The following is a 16,836-nucleotide window of genomic DNA, read 5'->3' as shown; positions in this document are numbered from 1 at the left end:
GTGGCGGAGGACCTCACCGGGCGTCGCCTGGGGCACTACCGGATCGACGGTGTGCTCGGCAAGGGCGGCATGTCCGTGATGTACCGCGCCACCGACATCCGGCTCGGGCGCAAGGTCGCGCTCAAGGTCATCGCCGAACACCTCACCGAGGACCCGGAGTTCCGTGAGCGGTTCGTCGACGAGGCCCGCAACACCTCGGCCATCGACCACGCCAACGTGGTGCCGCTCTACGACTTCGGCGAGGTCGACGGCCTGCTCTACATCGCCATGCGGCTGGTCGACGGCTCGGACCTGGCGTCGCTGATCAAGGACGGCCCGCTGGCGCCCGAACGCGCGCTGGCGCTGCTCGGCCAGGTCGCCGAGGCCCTGGACAACCTGCACGAACGCGGCCTGGTCCACCTGGACGTCAAGCCGGCGAACGTGCTGGTCACCAGCCGCGAGTCGACCGCGGAACACATCTACGTCGCCGACTTCGGGCTGACCCGCCGGGGCGCGACCGGCCACCGCACCCGCGGCGGCGACTTCCTCGGCTCCCCGACCTACGCCGCGCCAGAACACCTGCGCGGCGAACCGGTCGACGCGCGCACCGACGCCTACTCGCTGGCCTGCGTGCTGTTCGCCTGCCTGTCCGGGCGCCCACCGTTCCAGGGGCCGGTGCCCGAGGTCATCCAGGGCCACCTCAACCGGGACGTGCCGGCCCTCACCGAGCACGTGGCGTTACCGCCGGCGATCGACGAGGTCATCCGGCGCGGGATGGCCAAGAGCCCCAAGTCGCGGTACACGAACTGTCGTGAACTGATGGCCGCCGCACGCCAGGCGCTGGCCGGCGCCGGTCAGCAGGCCCGCCGCCCACCGGCGGTCCCGGTCGGCCCGATGGTGCCCGGCCCGAACCGGCCCAGCTACCCGCCGAGGCCACCCCAACAGCAGACCCCGCCCGGCGGCTACCCGGCGCGGCCGGTGCCCGCCGGCACACACTCGTCCTCGGCCGACCCCGTGCGGCTGCGCCCGCCGGTGCCCGCCGGACCGAGCACCGCGTTCACCTCGTCGGACTCCGGCGGCTCGTCGCGCTGGCTGGTGCCGGTGATCGTCGGACTGGTCGCGATCGGGCTGATCGTGCTGGCGATCGTGCTGTTCTCCAACAGCAACGGCGGTGGGGGCGGCGGCGGTGGTGGCGGCGGGGAAACGACGACCGAGCGTACGGTGCCGTCGATCAAGGTCGGTGACGACCCCGGTTCGGGTGGCGGCTGACCTGCGATTCTTGCACTCTCGTGCCCCGAGTGCTAAACACGGTTCTGGCACTCGTCAGTTCCGAGTGCCAATGTAGGTCGGGACGGTGAGGCCGGTGTTACCGGTCGTCCGTCGCGGGCACCGAGCCTGGCCACGCATCGTGAACGTCCAACACGGAGGACTTACACCGCAATGGCCAAGTTGATCGCGTTCGACGAGGACGCGCGCCGCGGTCTCGAGCGCGGGCTGAACACCCTCGCTGACGCCGTCAAGGTGACGCTCGGCCCCCGTGGCCGCAACGTCGTGCTCGAGAAGAAGTGGGGCGCGCCCACCATCACCAACGATGGTGTCTCCATCGCCAAGGAGATCGAGCTCGAGGACCCCTGGGAGAAGATCGGGGCCGAGCTCGTCAAGGAGGTCGCCAAGAAGACCGACGACGTCGCGGGTGACGGCACCACCACCGCGACCGTCCTGGCCCAGGCGCTGGTGCGCGAGGGCCTGCGCAACGTCGCCGCCGGCGCCGACCCGCTGTCGCTCAAGCGCGGCATCGAGCAGGCCGTCGAGGCGGTGACCGAGCAGCTGCACAAGGCCTCCAAGGAGGTCGAGACCAAGGAGCAGATCGCGGCCACCGCGTCCATCTCCGCCGCTGACACCACGATCGGCGAGCTCATCGCCGAGGCGCTGGACAAGGTCGGCAAGGAGGGCGTGGTCACCGTCGAGGAGAGCAACGCGCTCGGCATGGAGCTGGAGCTCACCGAGGGCATGCGCTTCGACAAGGGCTACCTGGCCGGTTACTTCGTGACCGACCCGGAGCGCCAGGAGGCCGTCCTGGAGGACCCCTACATCCTCCTGTTCGGCTCCAAGATCTCCGCCGTCAAGGACATGCTGCCGGTTCTCGAGAAGGTCATGCAGGCCTCCAAGCCGCTGCTGATCATCGCCGAGGACGTCGAGGGCGAGGCCCTCGCGACCCTGGTGGTCAACAAGATCCGTGGCACGTTCAAGTCGGTCGCCGTCAAGGCTCCCGGCTTCGGCGACCGCCGCAAGGCGATCCTGCAGGACATCGCGATCCTCACCGGTGGCCAGGTCATCAGCGAGGACGTGGGCCTCAAGCTGGAGAACGCCGACATCTCGCTGCTGGGCCGGGCTCGCAAGGTCGTCGTGACCAAGGACGAGACCACCATCGTCGAGGGCGCCGGTGACGCCGAGCAGATCCAGGGCCGGGTCAACCAGATCCGGGCCGAGATCGACAAGAGCGACTCGGACTACGACCGCGAGAAGCTGCAGGAGCGCCTGGCCAAGCTGGCCGGCGGTGTCGCGGTCATCAAGGCCGGTGCCGCCACCGAGGTCGAGCTCAAGGAGCGCAAGCACCGCATCGAGGACGCGGTGCGCAACGCCAAGGCCGCCGTCGAGGAGGGCATCGTCGCCGGTGGCGGCGTCGCGCTGCTCCAGGCCGCCGAGCTGGCGTTCGCGAGCCTGAACCTCGAGGGCGACGAGGCGACCGGTGCCAACATCGTGAAGGTCGCGGTCGAGGCCCCGCTCAAGCAGATCGCCGTCAACGCCGGCCACGAGGGTGGCGTCGTGGTGGAGAAGGTCAAGGGCCTGCCGCAGGGTCACGGCCTCAACGCCGCGACCGGTGTCTACGAGGACCTGCTCGCCGCCGGCGTGCCGGACCCGACGAAGGTCACCCGCTCCGCTCTGCAGAACGCGGCGTCGATCGCGGCGCTGTTCCTGACGACGGAGGCCGTTGTCGCCGACAAGCCGGAGAAGACTCCGGCCGCGCCCGGCGGTGGCGACCCGACCGGTGGCATGGACTTCTGATCCATCCCGCTTTTTCTGCCCGGCCCCTCCCTTGTGGAGGGGCCGGGTTTTTTTGGTGTGGGTGTTATGGGTCGTCCAACAACCATCCCCAGCCGTTCCAGCCATCCACAGGCGCGCTGGTCGTGGCCGGGAAGTGTCGGTGGTGCGCGGTAGGCTGGAAAACGGGGGGATCCCCACGGCCCTGACCAGGCAAAACAGGGAGAGGTCGCTGTCAGCGTTCGGGTGGCGGCCGTCATCGTCCGATCGCGGCCCTGCTCGTCAGGCCCTGACAGAGTGCCGCGCCGGGTCCTGTGTCAGGGCAGGGGTAGGCAGGCTGAGCAGAAGTCCTCGCCGAAGGCTGTGAGGTGGATGCTCCTTCTCACTGTTCGGGGGGCTCTGCCCGCTCGGCTCATCGCCGCCTGTACCTCGGGTTGGACTTCCACGACCTGGTATCTGTCGGGCGCGACCTCTTCGGGGGAGAACCACAGCAGGCCCAGGCGGAAGAGGTTGTTCAGGTAGGCGTTGGTTCGTTCCATTCGGCGCACGCCGGCCTGTCGGCCGATCATCGACAGGCCGGCCTCGATCAGTTCCGAGCCTATTCCGAGTGGTCGGTTCGTTCGTACGTCGACCACGGGTTGGGGGCCTTCGGTGACCAGCAACCGCAGAATTCTGGCTTCGTCGGGGGTGAGTTCGTCCAGGATTCTTTCGTAGGCCGGGTGTGTTCCTTCAACGAAATGTACGTCCGCTGACTGGCGTAGCAGTTCCGCGCCACGGGAGCGGAGGTCCTCCTTGGCCGGGGGTGAGGTGGGCAGGCCCAGGGTTTCCCTTGCCGCAGTGCGGAGATCGGCGGACAGTTCGGCTGCGATTCGGGTCGGGGACTCGCCGGCGGCGACGCCCCGGACGACCTTGGATCCTGTGTGGACTGTCGTGGTCAGTGCCCATCTGGCGGCGCTGAAACCGGTGTCGGCGGCGATGCGGAACAATCCGGCCGCGCCTCGTAACGCGTCATTGCCCGTCATGTCACACTCCGAAGATCGCCAGGTGTACCAGGCCGGCGCCGATTCCCAGTACGCCGCCGTGGACGAACAACAACCACTCGTCCTGTTTGATCGCTGAGCGCAGTAGCTCGTTGAACTCGTCGTAGGGGAGTTGGCGCATCTGGCCCGCCACGAACGACCTGATTCGGCGGGACTGTTGGCGGCCGAACTCCTTGTCGCCCAACGCGGACGCGAACGTGACCGCCTCGGCGGCCACCGCGTCGCGGATGCGGTCGTAGCGTCTGCTCCCCAGACCGACCCGGACGGCCGAGCGGGCGAACCCGACAGCACTGTCGATGGCGGGGCGCAGGGACGTTTCCAACAGTTGGCGCGTCCGGTCCGAGCGGGGGCCGTGCAGCAACTCGTCGCCGACGTTCTCCATCGTGATGACGTCGTTGGCGATGATCTCGGCCAGGACGTCGCTCACCTCGGGCTGACGCCGCAGGAACAACCCGTGCAGGGTGAACGGGCCCACCTTCCTGGGGAACACCGGCTCGAAGATCAGCTTGAGGCCGATCCAGTTGACCACCCAGCCGATCACCGCCCCACCCAGCGGCAGCACCCACCAGTGCGGGAACGCCTCCACCAGGAACACCAGACCGATGCCCATCGGGAAGCCGAAGTAGAAGCCGAAGTTCTGCATGAACCGCAGTTCCTTGCGGCCCACCTCGCGCAGCATGTCGTTGAGCAGCTCCGGATGCGCCTCGAAGTACCGGATCACCAGCAGCTTCGCGTCGATCAGCTGCTCGATGTACTCACCCAGCTCGTCGGTCAGGCCACGGATGATCACCGGCAGCCGTTGCTCGATCCTCGCGAACACCGCCGCCCGCACCACCGGCGGCAGGTCCTGCCACAGTCGCGGGTGCTCGCGTTCCATGACCCGCTCGATCACCTCGCGGATCTCCCCGCGCGCGGTGGTCGCCAGGTGCTCGGCGATCCGGTCCGGCTCGAACTCACGGTAGAAGTCCCCGATGCTGCCGACCTTCAGCAGCGCCTTGTCCACCGAGATGCTGGCCATCTTCGCCACCCGCGACGGGATGATGCCCTGCCAGCCGAACCGGCCCTCGGGTGTGATCGCCGGGATCACCTGCACCCGCCTGGGTAAGTACGGGTACAGCAACCGCAGGCCGGGTAAGCGCACCCCGTGGAAGCGCATCGGCGCGAACATCATCAGTACGCCGGTCCAGTTGGTGATGTAGCCGATCACCCCGGTGAACAGCGGGATCGAGATCAGGTGGGACAGCAGGCGCGGATCATCGAGCATCGGCCTACCCCGCGCCGAGCAGGATGAACGGGCGGCGCAGCGGGTCGGTGGCGGTCGCCTCGGCCAGGGCTCTGGCCGGGCGGGTGCCGGAGGCGATCCGGCGGTGGTAGTCGGTCATCGCCTCGGCCAGGTCCTGGGCGCTGGAGCTGACCAGGCGGCGGTGGTAGTCGGTCATCGTGAGCGCCGCCGACCGGTGCCCGACCCGGTTCACGGCGGCGACCACCGTGCGTGAACCGCTGGCCAGCATCGCCCCGCCGAAACCCAGCGGCTCGTCGCCAGGGCGGATGTGGGACAGGGCCAGCTCGCAGGCGGCCAGCACGATGTGCTCCGGCGGCGTCGGCAGGCGGGCGACCTCGTGCGCCAGCAGGCCACCGTCGACCAGCTCCAACCGGGAGAACATCGCGTTCGACGGCTCGTGCGTGCCGTGCGCGGCGATGTGCACCAGCTTCGCGCCGTCCATCGCCTTGAGCACCGCCTCGGTGGTGGCCCGCTCCCCGTCGAGCACGATCGCGTCCGGGTACACCGACCGCAGGTGCTCCAGCTCCGACACCGACTCCGGCAGGTCCGGCCCGCTGACCAGCACCACCCGGCCGTCGGTCGGCGGCAGCTCGGCGGCGCCGACCCACGCGGTCGCCGACGGCGCCACCGACACCGCCCGCCCGCGCAGCGCCGGCAGCGACTCCCACGGCACCGAGTACAGCCCGCCGAAGGGCACCACCACCAGCTCCCGGCCGTCGAGCAGGTCCATCGGGATCCCGTTGTCGCCGAACAGGTACTCGTTGAGCGTCGCGATCCGGTGCAGCGCCGACTGGGACACCGCGTTGACCAGCGGCTCGATCAGGTCGTCGGGGGCCAGCGCGTCCAGGTCGGCGTGCAGCTGGCGGGCGACCTCCAACGCCTGCTCGCGGCGGCCGAGACGGAACAGCCGGGTGTGCCCGCCGCTGACCACGATCGCCGCCAGGTCCTCGCCGGGGCCGGCGAAGCTGATCAGCGCGCGGTCGCCCAGCCGCTCGATGATCTCCTCCGGCGCGGACACCGGACGCGGCTTGCCCCAGTGACTGGTGTGCCAGCCAAGGCGGCTGACCTCCCGCTGCAGCCCGGTGACCCGGCGCTCCAGATGCGCGGTCGGGCGACGCTCCAGCTTCGCCTGCTGCACGGCCCTGGTCACCGCGCGCAGCTCGGTCACCCGGCTGGCCAGCTCGGGGTCGTCGATCGCCGGCAGCGGCTCGTAGCGGTACACCTGCGCCCGGGTGCGCTCGTGCCAGCTGAGCAGCCGGCGGGCGTCGGCCTCGGTCCTGGCCGACTCCAGGACCAGGTTGACCGCGACCCGGCCCAGCTCCTGGCCGTGCACGGCGGTGCCGCACACCAGGTCGAGGCCGCCCATCCGGTCGCGGGCGGCGCCCAGCTCGGTCAGGCCGGCGCGGGCCTGGGCGAGCACCTTGCGGGTCTGGCCCCGGGCGAGCGCGACCTCGGCGCGGCACAGCCGCAGCAGCATCTTGTGGTCGATCGGGGCGATCTTGCGCAGTGGGGGCACCTGGTCGAGCAACGCCTCGGCAGTGTCGACACTTCGTCGTCGCAGGGCCAGTCGCACGGCCAGCATCATGGCCATCGCGGCCTCGTCGGTGAGCCCGATCCCGTGCAGGCGCCGGGCGAGCGCGGCCGCCTTGTCCGGCGACGCGGCCCCCGTTCCGCCGGTCAGCGCGCTGGCCGTCTCGGCCCGCATCCTGGCCAGCGCCGCCAGCTCGGCCCACGCCGAGTTGCCCCGGCGGACGAACCGCCGGTGCGCCGAACCGGTCAGGCGCTTGGCGAGGGCGAAGTCGCCGAGCATCAGCGCGGCACCGGCCCGCGCGACCTCCGCCTCACCGAGGTCCTGGCCCAGCCGCTGCTCGCGCAACGCCGGCAGCGCCTCGTCCAGATGACGCGCCGCCTCGTCGGCCAGACCGGCGATGAGCAGGCACTTCGCCTGGTCGATCTTGGTGCGGGGGACGAGCCGGGGGGCGAAGTCAGTGAACATCCGCTCCACGGCCTCGAAGTGCGCGAGCGCGCCGGGGATGTCGCCGGCCAGCAGGGCGATCTCCCCGAGGTTGCCCTGGGCCTTGGCGGTGAGCCGGTAGATGCCGTGCTCGGAGGCCAGCTCCATGCACCGCTGCATGTCCTGCTCGGCCTGGCCGGGCTTGCCGAGCTCGATGTGCGCCAGGCCCCGGTTGAGGTAGGCCTTGGCCAGCAGCTCGGGGTCGCCGGCGTCGGTGCCGTCGAGACGTTCCAGCGCGGGAATGGCGCCGGCGTAGACCTCCAGCGCGGCGGTGGTGTCCCCGGCCCGCAGCAGGATCAGCGCGTGCTGGTGGTCGACGAGGCCACGCAGCGCCGCCCGGCGCGGGGCCTCGGCCACGGCGCTGACCAGGTCGCTGGCCGTGGCCAGGTGGACCAGGCCGTCGGCGACGGACCCGGTCTCCGCCTCGGCGTAGGCCAGGCCCTGCAGGACCCGGATGCGCAGGACGACGGCCTCCTGCTCGCCGGAGCCGACCGGAAGTGCCAGCAGGGCGTCGCGCAGCAGCTTGGTGCCCTCGGCGGAGCCGCCGAGGTTGTTGCTGTCGACACCCCGGCGCAGCAGATCCGCGGCCAGGGCGATGCGTTCGGCGACGTTCTCATCATCGGTCCCACGCAGGTTCGCTGTCGCGATCATGGACTGAGGAGAACGAGACCGGGGCACGCTACTAATGGCAGCACACTTGGGCCGCGAGAGCGTGCCCCGGGTCCGGCTAAATTTCGTCTACCTGTCGCTCGTGGCCTCGGTGGGCACCGCCGAGTCGTGGTAGCCGGCCGGCTCGCTCGAGTCGTGGTACCCGGTGGTGTGGGCGGTCGACCCACACTGGGTGCACGGCGGGCGGGGGTCGACCGGCGGCTTCGGCGTTGGGCTACTCATGCTTACTCCCCTTTCAGCAGTTTGCTGAGTGCTCACCAAGACAAGAGGCGCTCACACACAGCGAGATACAGAGAATATCTGCCGAATGGGGGAATAGGGCCGATTGGGCTACAAGTCGACAGTTGGTGTCACGACTGTGCGTGACTGTTCGGCGTTCATACGTACGAGCAGCTGGGTGGTTCCCCTCGGCACCTCGGTGAGGACGAACCGCCCGCCCTCGTCGGCGGTCGTGGTGGTCGAGCCGTGATCGGCCACCCTGATCTCGACCCCGTGCGCCCCGGCCGGCACCAGCCAGCCGTCGATCCGCTGCCGTTCCCCGGTCCGGGTGACGTTGACCATCACGGTCAGGTCACCGACGAAGAACGTGATCGTTCCCGGGAGGCCCCCGCGCACACCGGCCAGCGGCCGGTGTTCCTCCCAGCGGGCCACCTCGAACTCGATGTCGTCGATGTCGTCGATGGCCACCGCGAACTGGGCTCGTTCGATCAGCCCCGGTGGGGGCGGATCGAGCTCGTTGACCAGCCGAGCCACCTCGGACATCAGCTCGTCGTCAGACTGGTGCGTTCTCATGATCCACTGTCCCCGTTGTACAGGGCGCGCAGGTTGTTGATGCAGCGCCCTCTGGTCGGTCCGATACTGCCGTGCGGCATGTGCAGTGCCTCGGCGACCGCGCGGTACTCCGCCCGGCCGGCGAGAACTGTCAGACGCAGCAGCTCCTGGCAGCGTTGCGTCAGCTTGTGGAAGGCGGCCCACAGTTGCTGGTCCCGCTCGTCACGCAGCACCTCGTGCTCCGGCGACGGGTCGGTGGTCTGCAACCGTTCGGCGATCTCGCCGGACAGCTCCACCTGCCCCGATGCCCGTTGCAGGACGCGCACGGCCTCCCGTCGGGTCGTGGTGATCAGCCAGCCGGCCAGTGCCCGTGGCTCGGACAGCCGGTCGATGTGGCGTAGCAACGCCAGCCACACCGTCTGCACCACGTCCTCCGCGCTCGTCCGGTCCAGCCCGTTGCCGCGCGCCACGTGCCAGACCAACGGCGAGAGTTCGGCGACGAGGACGTAGAAGGCGGAACGGTCGCCGGCCTGCGCGGCGATCATGCAAGCGGCGTGCCGGTCGCGCCCGTCAAGGCCCTCCCACGGCTTGGCCATGCTCGCGGTCTGCAGTTCGGTCACCGCTTCCCACCCCGCTTCGTGGGTTGATGTCCTGATGGCTCCAGGTCCATCGTGCCAACCCCCGGCGTCGTCGTCTGCTCCCGTGTTCCGGACTGTTCTGGGCCACTCCTTCGAGTGACCGCTGAACGATAGATCGTCTTACTCTTCAAGAGCCCGATGCCGAGGTCCAGATACCGGCCATTCGGGTGGTTACCAGCGAGTATTACCCCGATCGTGAGATCAGCAACAGCACCGCGGCCAGTCCCACCACCATACCCGTCAGTAACAATCCGCAACCACGTCCGACGACCGCCCCCACGGTCCGACCCCGCGCCGCGAGCACACTCGCCAGGATCGCGAACACCACCACCACGACCAGGAAGACGACGCCGCCGGTCGCCAGTGACGCGGCCACCCTCGGCCGGCCGTGCATCGCCGGCCCGAGCAGCAGCGCCGCCAGGCACGCCAGCAGCGCCACGCCGCCCGAGATCGCGGCGCCCAGCAGCACCAACGCCCGGGCGGTACCCACCCGGGTGACGGTGCGCTCGTCCGGCCCCACGTTCACGGTCGGCAGCGTACGGGGTTCACTCCTGGGGCATCAGTACGCAGCAGATCACGTAGAGGACGGCGCCGGTGCCGAACCCGAGGAGGGTGGCGGCGACCAGAGCGATACGCACGATGGCGGCGTCGACGCCGAACGTCGTCGCCAGGCCACCGCACACGCCGGCGACCATGCGGTCGTTGCGGCTGCGACGGAGCTTGATCTTCGGCTTGGTCTCGGTCTCGTACATGACTCAAGCCTGCGCCATCGACGGTCCGCCGCCATCGGGGAAAGACCCTGGTCAGACCCGGATCCTGGGTCGGGGCCGGTCCAGGGGCACTAGTCTCGGGGTCGTGCCGGAGCCACTGGGAGACCCTGAGCGGAACCTGGCGTGGGCGCCGGTCGGATCGCCGGCCGACCTCGCCGGCGCGCTCGACCGGGTCGGATACCTGCCCGACGAGGGCATCGCCACCGCGGCCTTCCTCGCCCTGCGCCTTGGCCGGCCGCTGTTCTGCGAGGGCGAACCCGGCACCGGCAAGACGTCGCTGGCCGTGGCGCTGGCCGCCGCGCTGGACGTGCCGCTGATCCGCCTGCAGTGCCACGAGGGCATCGACTTCACCCAGGCGCTCTACGACTGGGACTTCCCCCGCCAGCTGCTGCACCTGCGCGCGCTGGAGGCCGCGTCGGACACGCTCGACGCCGACACCGCGGAGCGGTCGCTGTACTCGCGGCGTTTCCTGCTGGCCAGGCCGCTGCTGCGCGCCCTGGAGGAGTCGCCGTGCGTGCTGCTGGTCGACGAGGTCGACCGCGCCGACGACGAGTTCGAGGCGTTCCTGCTGGAGGTGCTCGGCGAGAACGCGGTGACCGTGCCGGAGTTGGGGGAGGTGCGGGCCACGGTCCCGCCGCTGGTCGTGCTGACCTCCAACCGCACCCGCGAGGTGCACGACGCGCTCAAACGCCGCTGCCTCTACCACTGGCTGGAGCACCCGGCGCTGGCCAGGGAGGTCGCGATCCTGCGCCGGCGGCTGCCCGGCCTGTCGGCCGAACTCGCCGGGCAGGTCGCCGGGGCGGTGCGCCGGCTGCGCGAGGTCGAACTGCTCAAACCGCCAGGGGTCGCGGAGTCGATCGACTGGGCGCAGGCCCTCGGGGTGCTGGGCCGTTCGGAGTTGGACGCGGAGTCGGCGGCGATGACCCTGGGCGCGGTCCTGAAGTACCGCGAGGACGCCCAACGCGTGGTGGCCGCCGGACTCGACCGGATTCTCGCGGGCTGAAATTCGGTCGCGTGGTGCGTACCGGACGAGCATAGTTGTTCCTGGCGCGCCGAGATGCCGCCGCGGTGAGTCGGGCCTGTCGCGGTGCCCCCACCGCGGCGGCCTCCATTGGGTTCCGGCGGATTTTTTTCCGAATTGTGCCAACGAGACCTCCTCCGGTCGGAGATGATCTGGCGTAAGCTCAGATGAATTCGGCTGTGTCGGTGACCCGGGGGGACGAGTCAAAGGCGGGCATGAACGAGAACGTGTTGGTGGACCACGGTTTCACCGGATGGTCAGCCCGGTTCGCGGTGCGCGTCACGTCGGCGGTCGATCTGTCGGCGTTACGCGGCGGCCGTCCGGTCGACGAGTGGTACCGGTGGGCGCACCGGGCCGACGTGGAGTACCTCGACCGACTGTCCACTGTGGTCGGTCCGTCGTTCGAACTGCGCTGGCTGGCCGAACCCGGCCGCCCGCTGTCGCTGACCCTGCTCGGCCGGCTCGCCCGCCGCACCGGCAAACGGATCGAGCAGGACGCCGCCGAGGCACTGGCCCGGCTGGCCGACGTCCCGCCGCACGTCACCGCCCGTCCGCTCGCCGGCCGCGCCGCCATCGAGCACGCCTTCGACCCGTTCCGCCCGCGCGGCATCGCCGAGATCCGCAAGCCCTGCCTGACCTCCCGCCCGCAACGCCCGGACGTCCCGGTACGCGTTTTCGTGGCCGTACCGCCACTGCGCGCCCTGCCCGGGACCTGGCCGGACGTGCTCGGTCTGCTCGCCGCCGCCGGCCGCCCGGCGATGCTCTCGGTCGGGCTGGTGCCCACCGGCGTCGCCCCCAGCTTCGGCCAGTACCTGTCGCTGATCGCCAACCAGTACGGGATGCTCGGCCGCCCAGGTCGCTCCCGCACCGCCGCCAGCCGTTACGTCATGCCCGGCCGGGTCGAGGGCGACCCGTTCGCCACCGTCGCCGAACGCCTCTACCGCGACGCCGCCGAGCGCTACCAGGGCACCGTGTTCCGCCTGCGAATCACCGTGGCCACCGCCGGGCCGTTCGACCCGCACCTGGCCGAGGGCATCGCGCAACGCCTCGGCCGGGGCCTGGCCCAGGACGTGCCGGGACAGTCGTGCCTGGTGGAACACCCCGCGGTGGAGCGGGACCGGGCGCTGCTCGCGCAGAGCGTGCGGGCGCTGGGTGTGCCGCGCTGGGGCGGGGACGAGGTGTGGGGCTCCACCGACGTCCCGCAGGCGCTGCGGGAACTGTGCGAGCTGGCCGACCCGGTGGAGGCGACGGCCGCCGCGTGGCTGCCGGCCGCCGTGGACGGCTCGCTGCCGGGTTCCTTTCCGGTCGAACCGCCGGCCGCCGACGCGGACCTGCCGGGCGGTTTTCCCGGACCGCGTCCCGGCGACGACGATTCCCGGACGGAGGACAAGAGAGTCTCCCCGCCAGTTGTTCCCTAGTTATGCGTCGTTTGACGCATAACGCCGCGCTTCTTCATGTGAACCTCGTGAGTGTCGGGGTGAACGGGAGAAGAAAGGGGGTGGGGAGATATGCAGGCCTTCTGTCCGGTTTCGCTCGCGATCAAGTTCGCGGCGTTCTGTCTGGTGCTCGGTGTGGTCATCGGTTTCGCACTGGCGCTGGGCATGAGCACCCAGGAGTCCCAACCCCAGCCGTCCCGGGCGCCGACGACCCAGGCGGCGGATGCGCCGCCCGGCCAGCCGGAGTGAGTGAAGGGGCGGGACATGGAGTCGCACGAGATGTGAGCGTTGACCCACTGGGGGTGAGGGGAGCCGGCCGGGAAGCCATCCCGGCCGGCTCATCCCGTTCAGGGGTGACAATGGGGGCATGGAGGCGTCGGACCCGGTCACCGGGCTGGTCGGGTTCGCGGCCGCGCTGCGGGCGGCCGGCCTGCCGTGCGACGCGCACCGGGTGCAGGCCTACCTCGGCGCCGTCCGCGAGGTCGACCTGACCGAGCCGAGCCAGCTGTACTGGGCCGGCCGGCTCACCCTGTGCGCCGAACCGGACGACCTGCCCCGCTACGACGACGCGTTCGCCGCCTGGTTCTCCGCCGCGCCGCCCCGCCGCGCCCGCCCCGCCCCCGACCGCCTGCCGAAACCGGCGACGATGGCCGCGCTCACCGAGGTCACCGCCGGCGACGAGGGCACCGACCGGCCCGAGACCGACGAACTGCGGGTGGCCGCCTCGTCGCGGGAGGTGCTGCGCCACCGGGACATCTCGTCGCTGACCGCCGCCGAACGCGAGCACCTGCGCCTGCTGTTCGCCACGCTGCGCCTGGACCCGCCGCTGCGGCGTTCCCGGCGCACCCGCCCGAGCCACACGGGCCGCCTGGACGTGCCGAAGGTGCTGCGCGCGATGCGCTCGGCCGGCGGCGAACCCGTCCGACTGGCCCACCGCGACCGGGGCAGCAGACCACGGCGCGTGGTCCTGCTGGTCGACGTGTCCGGGTCGATGACCCCCTACGCCGACGCGCTGCTGCGGTTCGCGCACGCGGTGACCAGGGCGGCGCCGGCCAGCACCGAGGTGTTCACCGTCGGCACCCGCCTGACCAGGCTCACCCGTCAGCTGCGCCACCGCGACCCCGTCGAGGCCCTGACGGCCGCGGCCCGCGCCGTGCCCGACTACGCCGGCGGCACCCGGCTGGGGGAGACGCTGCGCGCGTTCCTCGACCGGTGGGGCCAGCGCGGGACGGCCCGGCGGGCGGTGGTCGTGCTGTTCTCCGACGGCTGGGAGCGGGGTGACCCGTCGCTGCTCGGCGAGCAGATGGCGCGGCTGGCCAGGCTGGCGCACGCGGTGCTGTGGGTGAACCCGCACGCCGGGCGCGCGGGGTACGCGCCGGTGCAGTCGGGCATCGCGGTGGCGTTGCCGCACGTCGACCGGTTGTTGGCCGGACATAGTCTGGCGACGCTGGAGGAGTTGTTGAGGGAGGTGCGCCGTGCGTGACGTACTGGACGAACTGGTCCGCAGGTACTCGGCGGGAGAGCCGGTGGCGCTGGGGACCGTGGTGGCGACGTTCTCGTCGGCCCCGAGGGCCCCGGGCGCGGCGATGGTGGTCGCGCAGGACGGCACGGCGTCGGGCAGCGTGTCCGGCGGTTGTGTCGAGGGCGCGGTGTACGAGCAGGGCCAGGAGGTCATCGGAACCGGCGCCCCGGTGCTGTCGCGCTACGGCGTGAGCGACGACGACGCGTTCGCGGTGGGCCTGACCTGCGGCGGCATCATCGACATCTACACCGAACGGATCTCGGCGCAGGACTTCCCGGAGTTCGGCGACCTGGCGAAGTCGATCCAGAACGAGGAACCGGTCGCGCTGGCGACCGTCGTCGCCCACCCGTCGGCGGATCGACTGGGCCGGCGACTGGTGGTGTGGCCCTCCCGCACCCTCGGTGACCTCGGCACCGACCGCATCAACGACGCCGTCGCCGACGACGCCCGAGGCATGCTGGCCACGGGCCGCACCGGCACCCTGCACTACGGCGAGCAGGGCGAGCGGCGCGGTGAGGGCATGTCGGTGTTCGTCAGCTCCTTCGAACCGCCGCCCCGGATGCTCGTCTTCGGCGCCATCGACTTCGCCGCGGCGATGGCCCGCCTCGGCTCCTTCCTCGGCTACCGGGTGACGGTCTGCGACGCCCGACCGGTGTTCGCCACCAGAAGCCGCTTCCCCTCGGCCGACGAGGTGGTCGTCGACTGGCCCCACCGCTACCTGGCGGCCGAGGTCGAAGCCGGCCGGGTGGACGGCAGGACCGTCGTCGCCGTCCTGACCCACGACCCGAAGTTCGACGTGCCGGTCCTGGAGGTCGCCCTGCGCACCGACGTCGGCTACGTCGGCGCCATGGGCTCGCGCCGCACCCACGACGACCGGATGGCCCGGCTGCGGGAGGCCGGCCTGACGGAGGAGGAGCTGACCCGGCTCGCGTCCCCGATCGGCCTCGACCTGGGCGCCCGGACCCCGGAGGAGACGGCCGTGTCCATCGCGGCGGAGATCATCTCGCTGCGCTGGGGCGGCGCGGGCGACCGGCTGACCGACATAACCGGCCGCATCCACCGCGAGCCGTAGCTCCGGGCGACCTCAGGCGGGGGTGCGGGCGGCCCGGCGGGTGCCGCCGAAGGCATCCCCTGGCGAGTCTGGTCGCTCCCGGCGGCAGACCTTCGCCGCCGTGCGACGCCGCCCGCGACCAGGCTCCAGACACACTCCGAGTTGTCCACAGGCCCCGCCGCCGAGAGCCTCCCCAACCCCTCCGCCGACTAGAATGGCCTTGAGGGGTGCCCCGTGGAGGGTGGGGGATGGGGTTGGCGGAGTTTGTGGAGTTCGTTGCTGGTTCGGTCGTGGAGCGTCGGGACATGGCTGGGGCTTGGGGCGCGTGCCATGGGCGCGGGTGGTACAACCTGGCCATGGCCGGGCGCATCACACTGACTCTGACCGAGCAGGACGAGCAGACGATCCGGACGTTCGGCGACTCCGACCGGCCGGAGGGCGCGTTGCTCCGGGATGCCGCGGACGCGCTGGGTGTCCCGCTACCTCCTGCCGCCTCGGCGGAGGCTGTGCTCCGCGCGCTCATGGCGGTGGGCGCCGCGACCGTGCGCGAGCAGATTCTGGAGTGCGGCTACGAAGAACTCGCGGAGATCTACAGCGAGGTGCATGACGCCGACGAGGCTCACGCCCGCCGGCACCGTGCCGGCCTCGGTCACGAACGGGCCTGAGTCGCCTGGCGGGTGCCGTCGATGGTCAGGATGATCAGGCCGAGCCAGACGATGGCGAAGCCGATCCAGCGTTCCGCCGGCATCGCCTCGTGGAAGACCAGGACGCCGAACGCGAACTGGAGGACCGGCGCCAGGTACTGCAACAGTCCGATCATCGACAGCGGGATCCGCACCGCCGCGCCGCCGAAGGCCAACAGGGGGATGCAGGAGACCACCCCGCCGCCGATCAGCAGCAGTGAGTGCCCCAGGCCGAGCGTGCCGAACGTCCCGGTGCCCGAGATCTGCAGTACGCAGATGAACGCGAACGCGGGGACGAACGCGACCGCCGCCTCCAGGCCGACGGACTCCACGGCCGGCACGTCCGCCAGTTTCTTCACCAGCCCGTAGGCCGAGAAGCTGAACGCCAGCACCAGCGCCACCCACGGCACCTGCCCGTACCCGACCGCCAGCACGACGACGGCCACGGTGCCCAGGCCGACGGCGACCCACTGCGCCACCCGCAGCCGCTCGCCCAGCAGCAGGACGCCGATCAGTACCGACACCAGCGGGCCGGTGAAGTAGCCGAGCGCGGTCTCGACGACCCGCCCGTTGTTGACGCCCCAGATGTAGCCGCCCCAGTTGAACGCGATGAGCAGGGCCGCCAGGGCCAGCAGGCCGAGTTTTCGCCGGTTGCGCACCACGGCGATGACCGGTGCGAAACCCGTTCCGCGCCGCCGGCCGATCCACCACAGGACGATGATCATCACCGGCAGTGACCAGGCCATGCGGTGGGCCAGTGCCTCCAGCGCGCCGGCCGCCCCCAGCAGTGTCCAGTACAGCGGGAACAATCCCCACACGCCGTAGGCGACCGCGCCGAGAACGACTCCCCGCCGGTACTCCGGGAACCGATCGGTCAGCGGATCGGCGAGGGACTGGACCACCGCACGATCGTACGCG

17 protein-coding genes are annotated in these 16,836 nt (G+C 71.0%); 8 read left to right on the top strand and 9 right to left on the bottom strand.

From position 1 onward, the window contains the following. Positions 1-1,248, top strand: a complete 1,248-nt coding sequence (locus tag BLA60_RS19605; RefSeq protein WP_075134373.1) for a serine/threonine-protein kinase — start codon at positions 1-3, stop codon at positions 1,246-1,248. Between the two features lie 171 nt (positions 1,249-1,419). Continuing rightward, a complete protein-coding gene (gene groL, locus BLA60_RS19600) occupies positions 1,420-3,045 on the top strand; it encodes a chaperonin GroEL (protein WP_075134372.1) in 1,626 nt (541 codons plus the stop codon). A gap of 293 nt (positions 3,046-3,338) precedes the next feature. Here the strand turns inward: groL and BLA60_RS19595 are convergent, their stop codons facing one another. The 8 genes from BLA60_RS19595 to BLA60_RS19565 form a co-directional block, all read right to left on the bottom strand. Continuing rightward, on the bottom strand, positions 3,339-4,043 hold the full coding sequence (locus BLA60_RS19595) for an Abi-alpha family protein (protein WP_084735107.1): 705 nt from the start codon (positions 4,041-4,043) through the stop codon (positions 3,339-3,341). 1 nt (position 4,044) lies between these two features. After that, the gene (locus BLA60_RS19590; RefSeq protein ID WP_075134371.1) at positions 4,045-5,325 is read right to left on the bottom strand and encodes a DUF445 domain-containing protein; all 1,281 of its coding nucleotides are present in this window, start codon (positions 5,323-5,325) and stop codon (positions 4,045-4,047) included. Between the two features lie 4 nt (positions 5,326-5,329). Next, positions 5,330-8,008 (bottom strand): CHAT domain-containing protein, encoded by a 2,679-nt coding sequence (locus tag BLA60_RS19585; RefSeq protein ID WP_084735106.1) that lies wholly within the window; start codon positions 8,006-8,008, stop codon positions 5,330-5,332. A gap of 87 nt (positions 8,009-8,095) precedes the next feature. Further along, positions 8,096-8,248 carry a hypothetical protein gene (locus BLA60_RS43405; protein ID WP_154814459.1) on the bottom strand — a complete coding sequence of 51 codons (153 nt, stop codon included), beginning with the start codon at positions 8,246-8,248 and terminating at the stop codon, positions 8,096-8,098. Between the two features lie 108 nt (positions 8,249-8,356). Next, positions 8,357-8,818: a hypothetical protein gene (locus BLA60_RS19580; protein ID WP_075134370.1), complete on the bottom strand. Its 462-nt coding sequence runs from the start codon at positions 8,816-8,818 to the stop codon at positions 8,357-8,359. Next, positions 8,815-9,417: an RNA polymerase sigma factor gene (locus tag BLA60_RS19575; RefSeq protein WP_075134369.1), complete on the bottom strand. Its 603-nt coding sequence runs from the start codon at positions 9,415-9,417 to the stop codon at positions 8,815-8,817. The genes BLA60_RS19580 and BLA60_RS19575 overlap by 4 nt, the downstream gene beginning before the upstream one ends. Before the next feature lie 202 nt (positions 9,418-9,619). Beyond that, the gene (locus BLA60_RS19570; RefSeq protein ID WP_075134368.1) at positions 9,620-9,961 is read right to left on the bottom strand and encodes a hypothetical protein; all 342 of its coding nucleotides are present in this window, start codon (positions 9,959-9,961) and stop codon (positions 9,620-9,622) included. A 19-nt stretch (positions 9,962-9,980) separates the two neighbouring features. Then, positions 9,981-10,187, bottom strand: a complete 207-nt coding sequence (locus BLA60_RS19565) for a PspC domain-containing protein (RefSeq protein ID WP_075134367.1) — start codon at positions 10,185-10,187, stop codon at positions 9,981-9,983. A 103-nt stretch (positions 10,188-10,290) separates the two neighbouring features. Between BLA60_RS19565 and BLA60_RS19560 the strand changes: the two genes are divergently transcribed. The 6 genes from BLA60_RS19560 (at position 10,291) to BLA60_RS19540 (ending at position 15,900) form a co-directional block, all read left to right on the top strand. Beyond that, entirely contained in the window at positions 10,291-11,208 is a 918-nt protein-coding gene (locus tag BLA60_RS19560) for an AAA family ATPase (RefSeq protein WP_425427072.1), read from the top strand. 233 nt (positions 11,209-11,441) lie between these two features. Next, positions 11,442-12,644, top strand: coding sequence for a hypothetical protein (locus BLA60_RS19555; RefSeq protein WP_075134366.1), 1,203 nt, complete (start codon positions 11,442-11,444; stop codon positions 12,642-12,644). A gap of 90 nt (positions 12,645-12,734) precedes the next feature. Further along, positions 12,735-12,911 (top strand): hypothetical protein, encoded by a 177-nt coding sequence (locus BLA60_RS43400; RefSeq protein WP_154814458.1) that lies wholly within the window; start codon positions 12,735-12,737, stop codon positions 12,909-12,911. 118 nt (positions 12,912-13,029) lie between these two features. After that, positions 13,030-14,145 (top strand): vWA domain-containing protein, encoded by a 1,116-nt coding sequence (locus BLA60_RS19550; RefSeq protein WP_075134365.1) that lies wholly within the window; start codon positions 13,030-13,032, stop codon positions 14,143-14,145. Then, the gene (locus tag BLA60_RS19545) at positions 14,138-15,256 is read left to right on the top strand and encodes an XdhC family protein (RefSeq protein WP_075134364.1); all 1,119 of its coding nucleotides are present in this window, start codon (positions 14,138-14,140) and stop codon (positions 15,254-15,256) included. Before BLA60_RS19550 ends, BLA60_RS19545 begins: the two co-directional genes overlap by 8 nt. A gap of 335 nt (positions 15,257-15,591) precedes the next feature. Beyond that, positions 15,592-15,900 (top strand): hypothetical protein, encoded by a 309-nt coding sequence (locus BLA60_RS19540; RefSeq protein ID WP_154814457.1) that lies wholly within the window; start codon positions 15,592-15,594, stop codon positions 15,898-15,900. Here BLA60_RS19540 and rarD read toward each other — a convergent pair. Next, complete coding sequence (rarD, locus tag BLA60_RS19535) at positions 15,885-16,820, bottom strand: EamA family transporter RarD (RefSeq protein WP_211288788.1); 936 nt, start codon at positions 16,818-16,820, stop codon at positions 15,885-15,887. The genes BLA60_RS19540 and rarD overlap by 16 nt on opposite strands. Positions 16,821-16,836: the final 16 nt, after the last annotated feature.

The organism is Actinophytocola xinjiangensis, assembly GCF_001921215.1.
GTDB classification, from domain to species: domain Bacteria; phylum Actinomycetota; class Actinomycetes; order Mycobacteriales; family Pseudonocardiaceae; genus Actinophytocola; species Actinophytocola xinjiangensis.
This window is presented reverse-complemented; position numbering and strand designations above follow the sequence as displayed.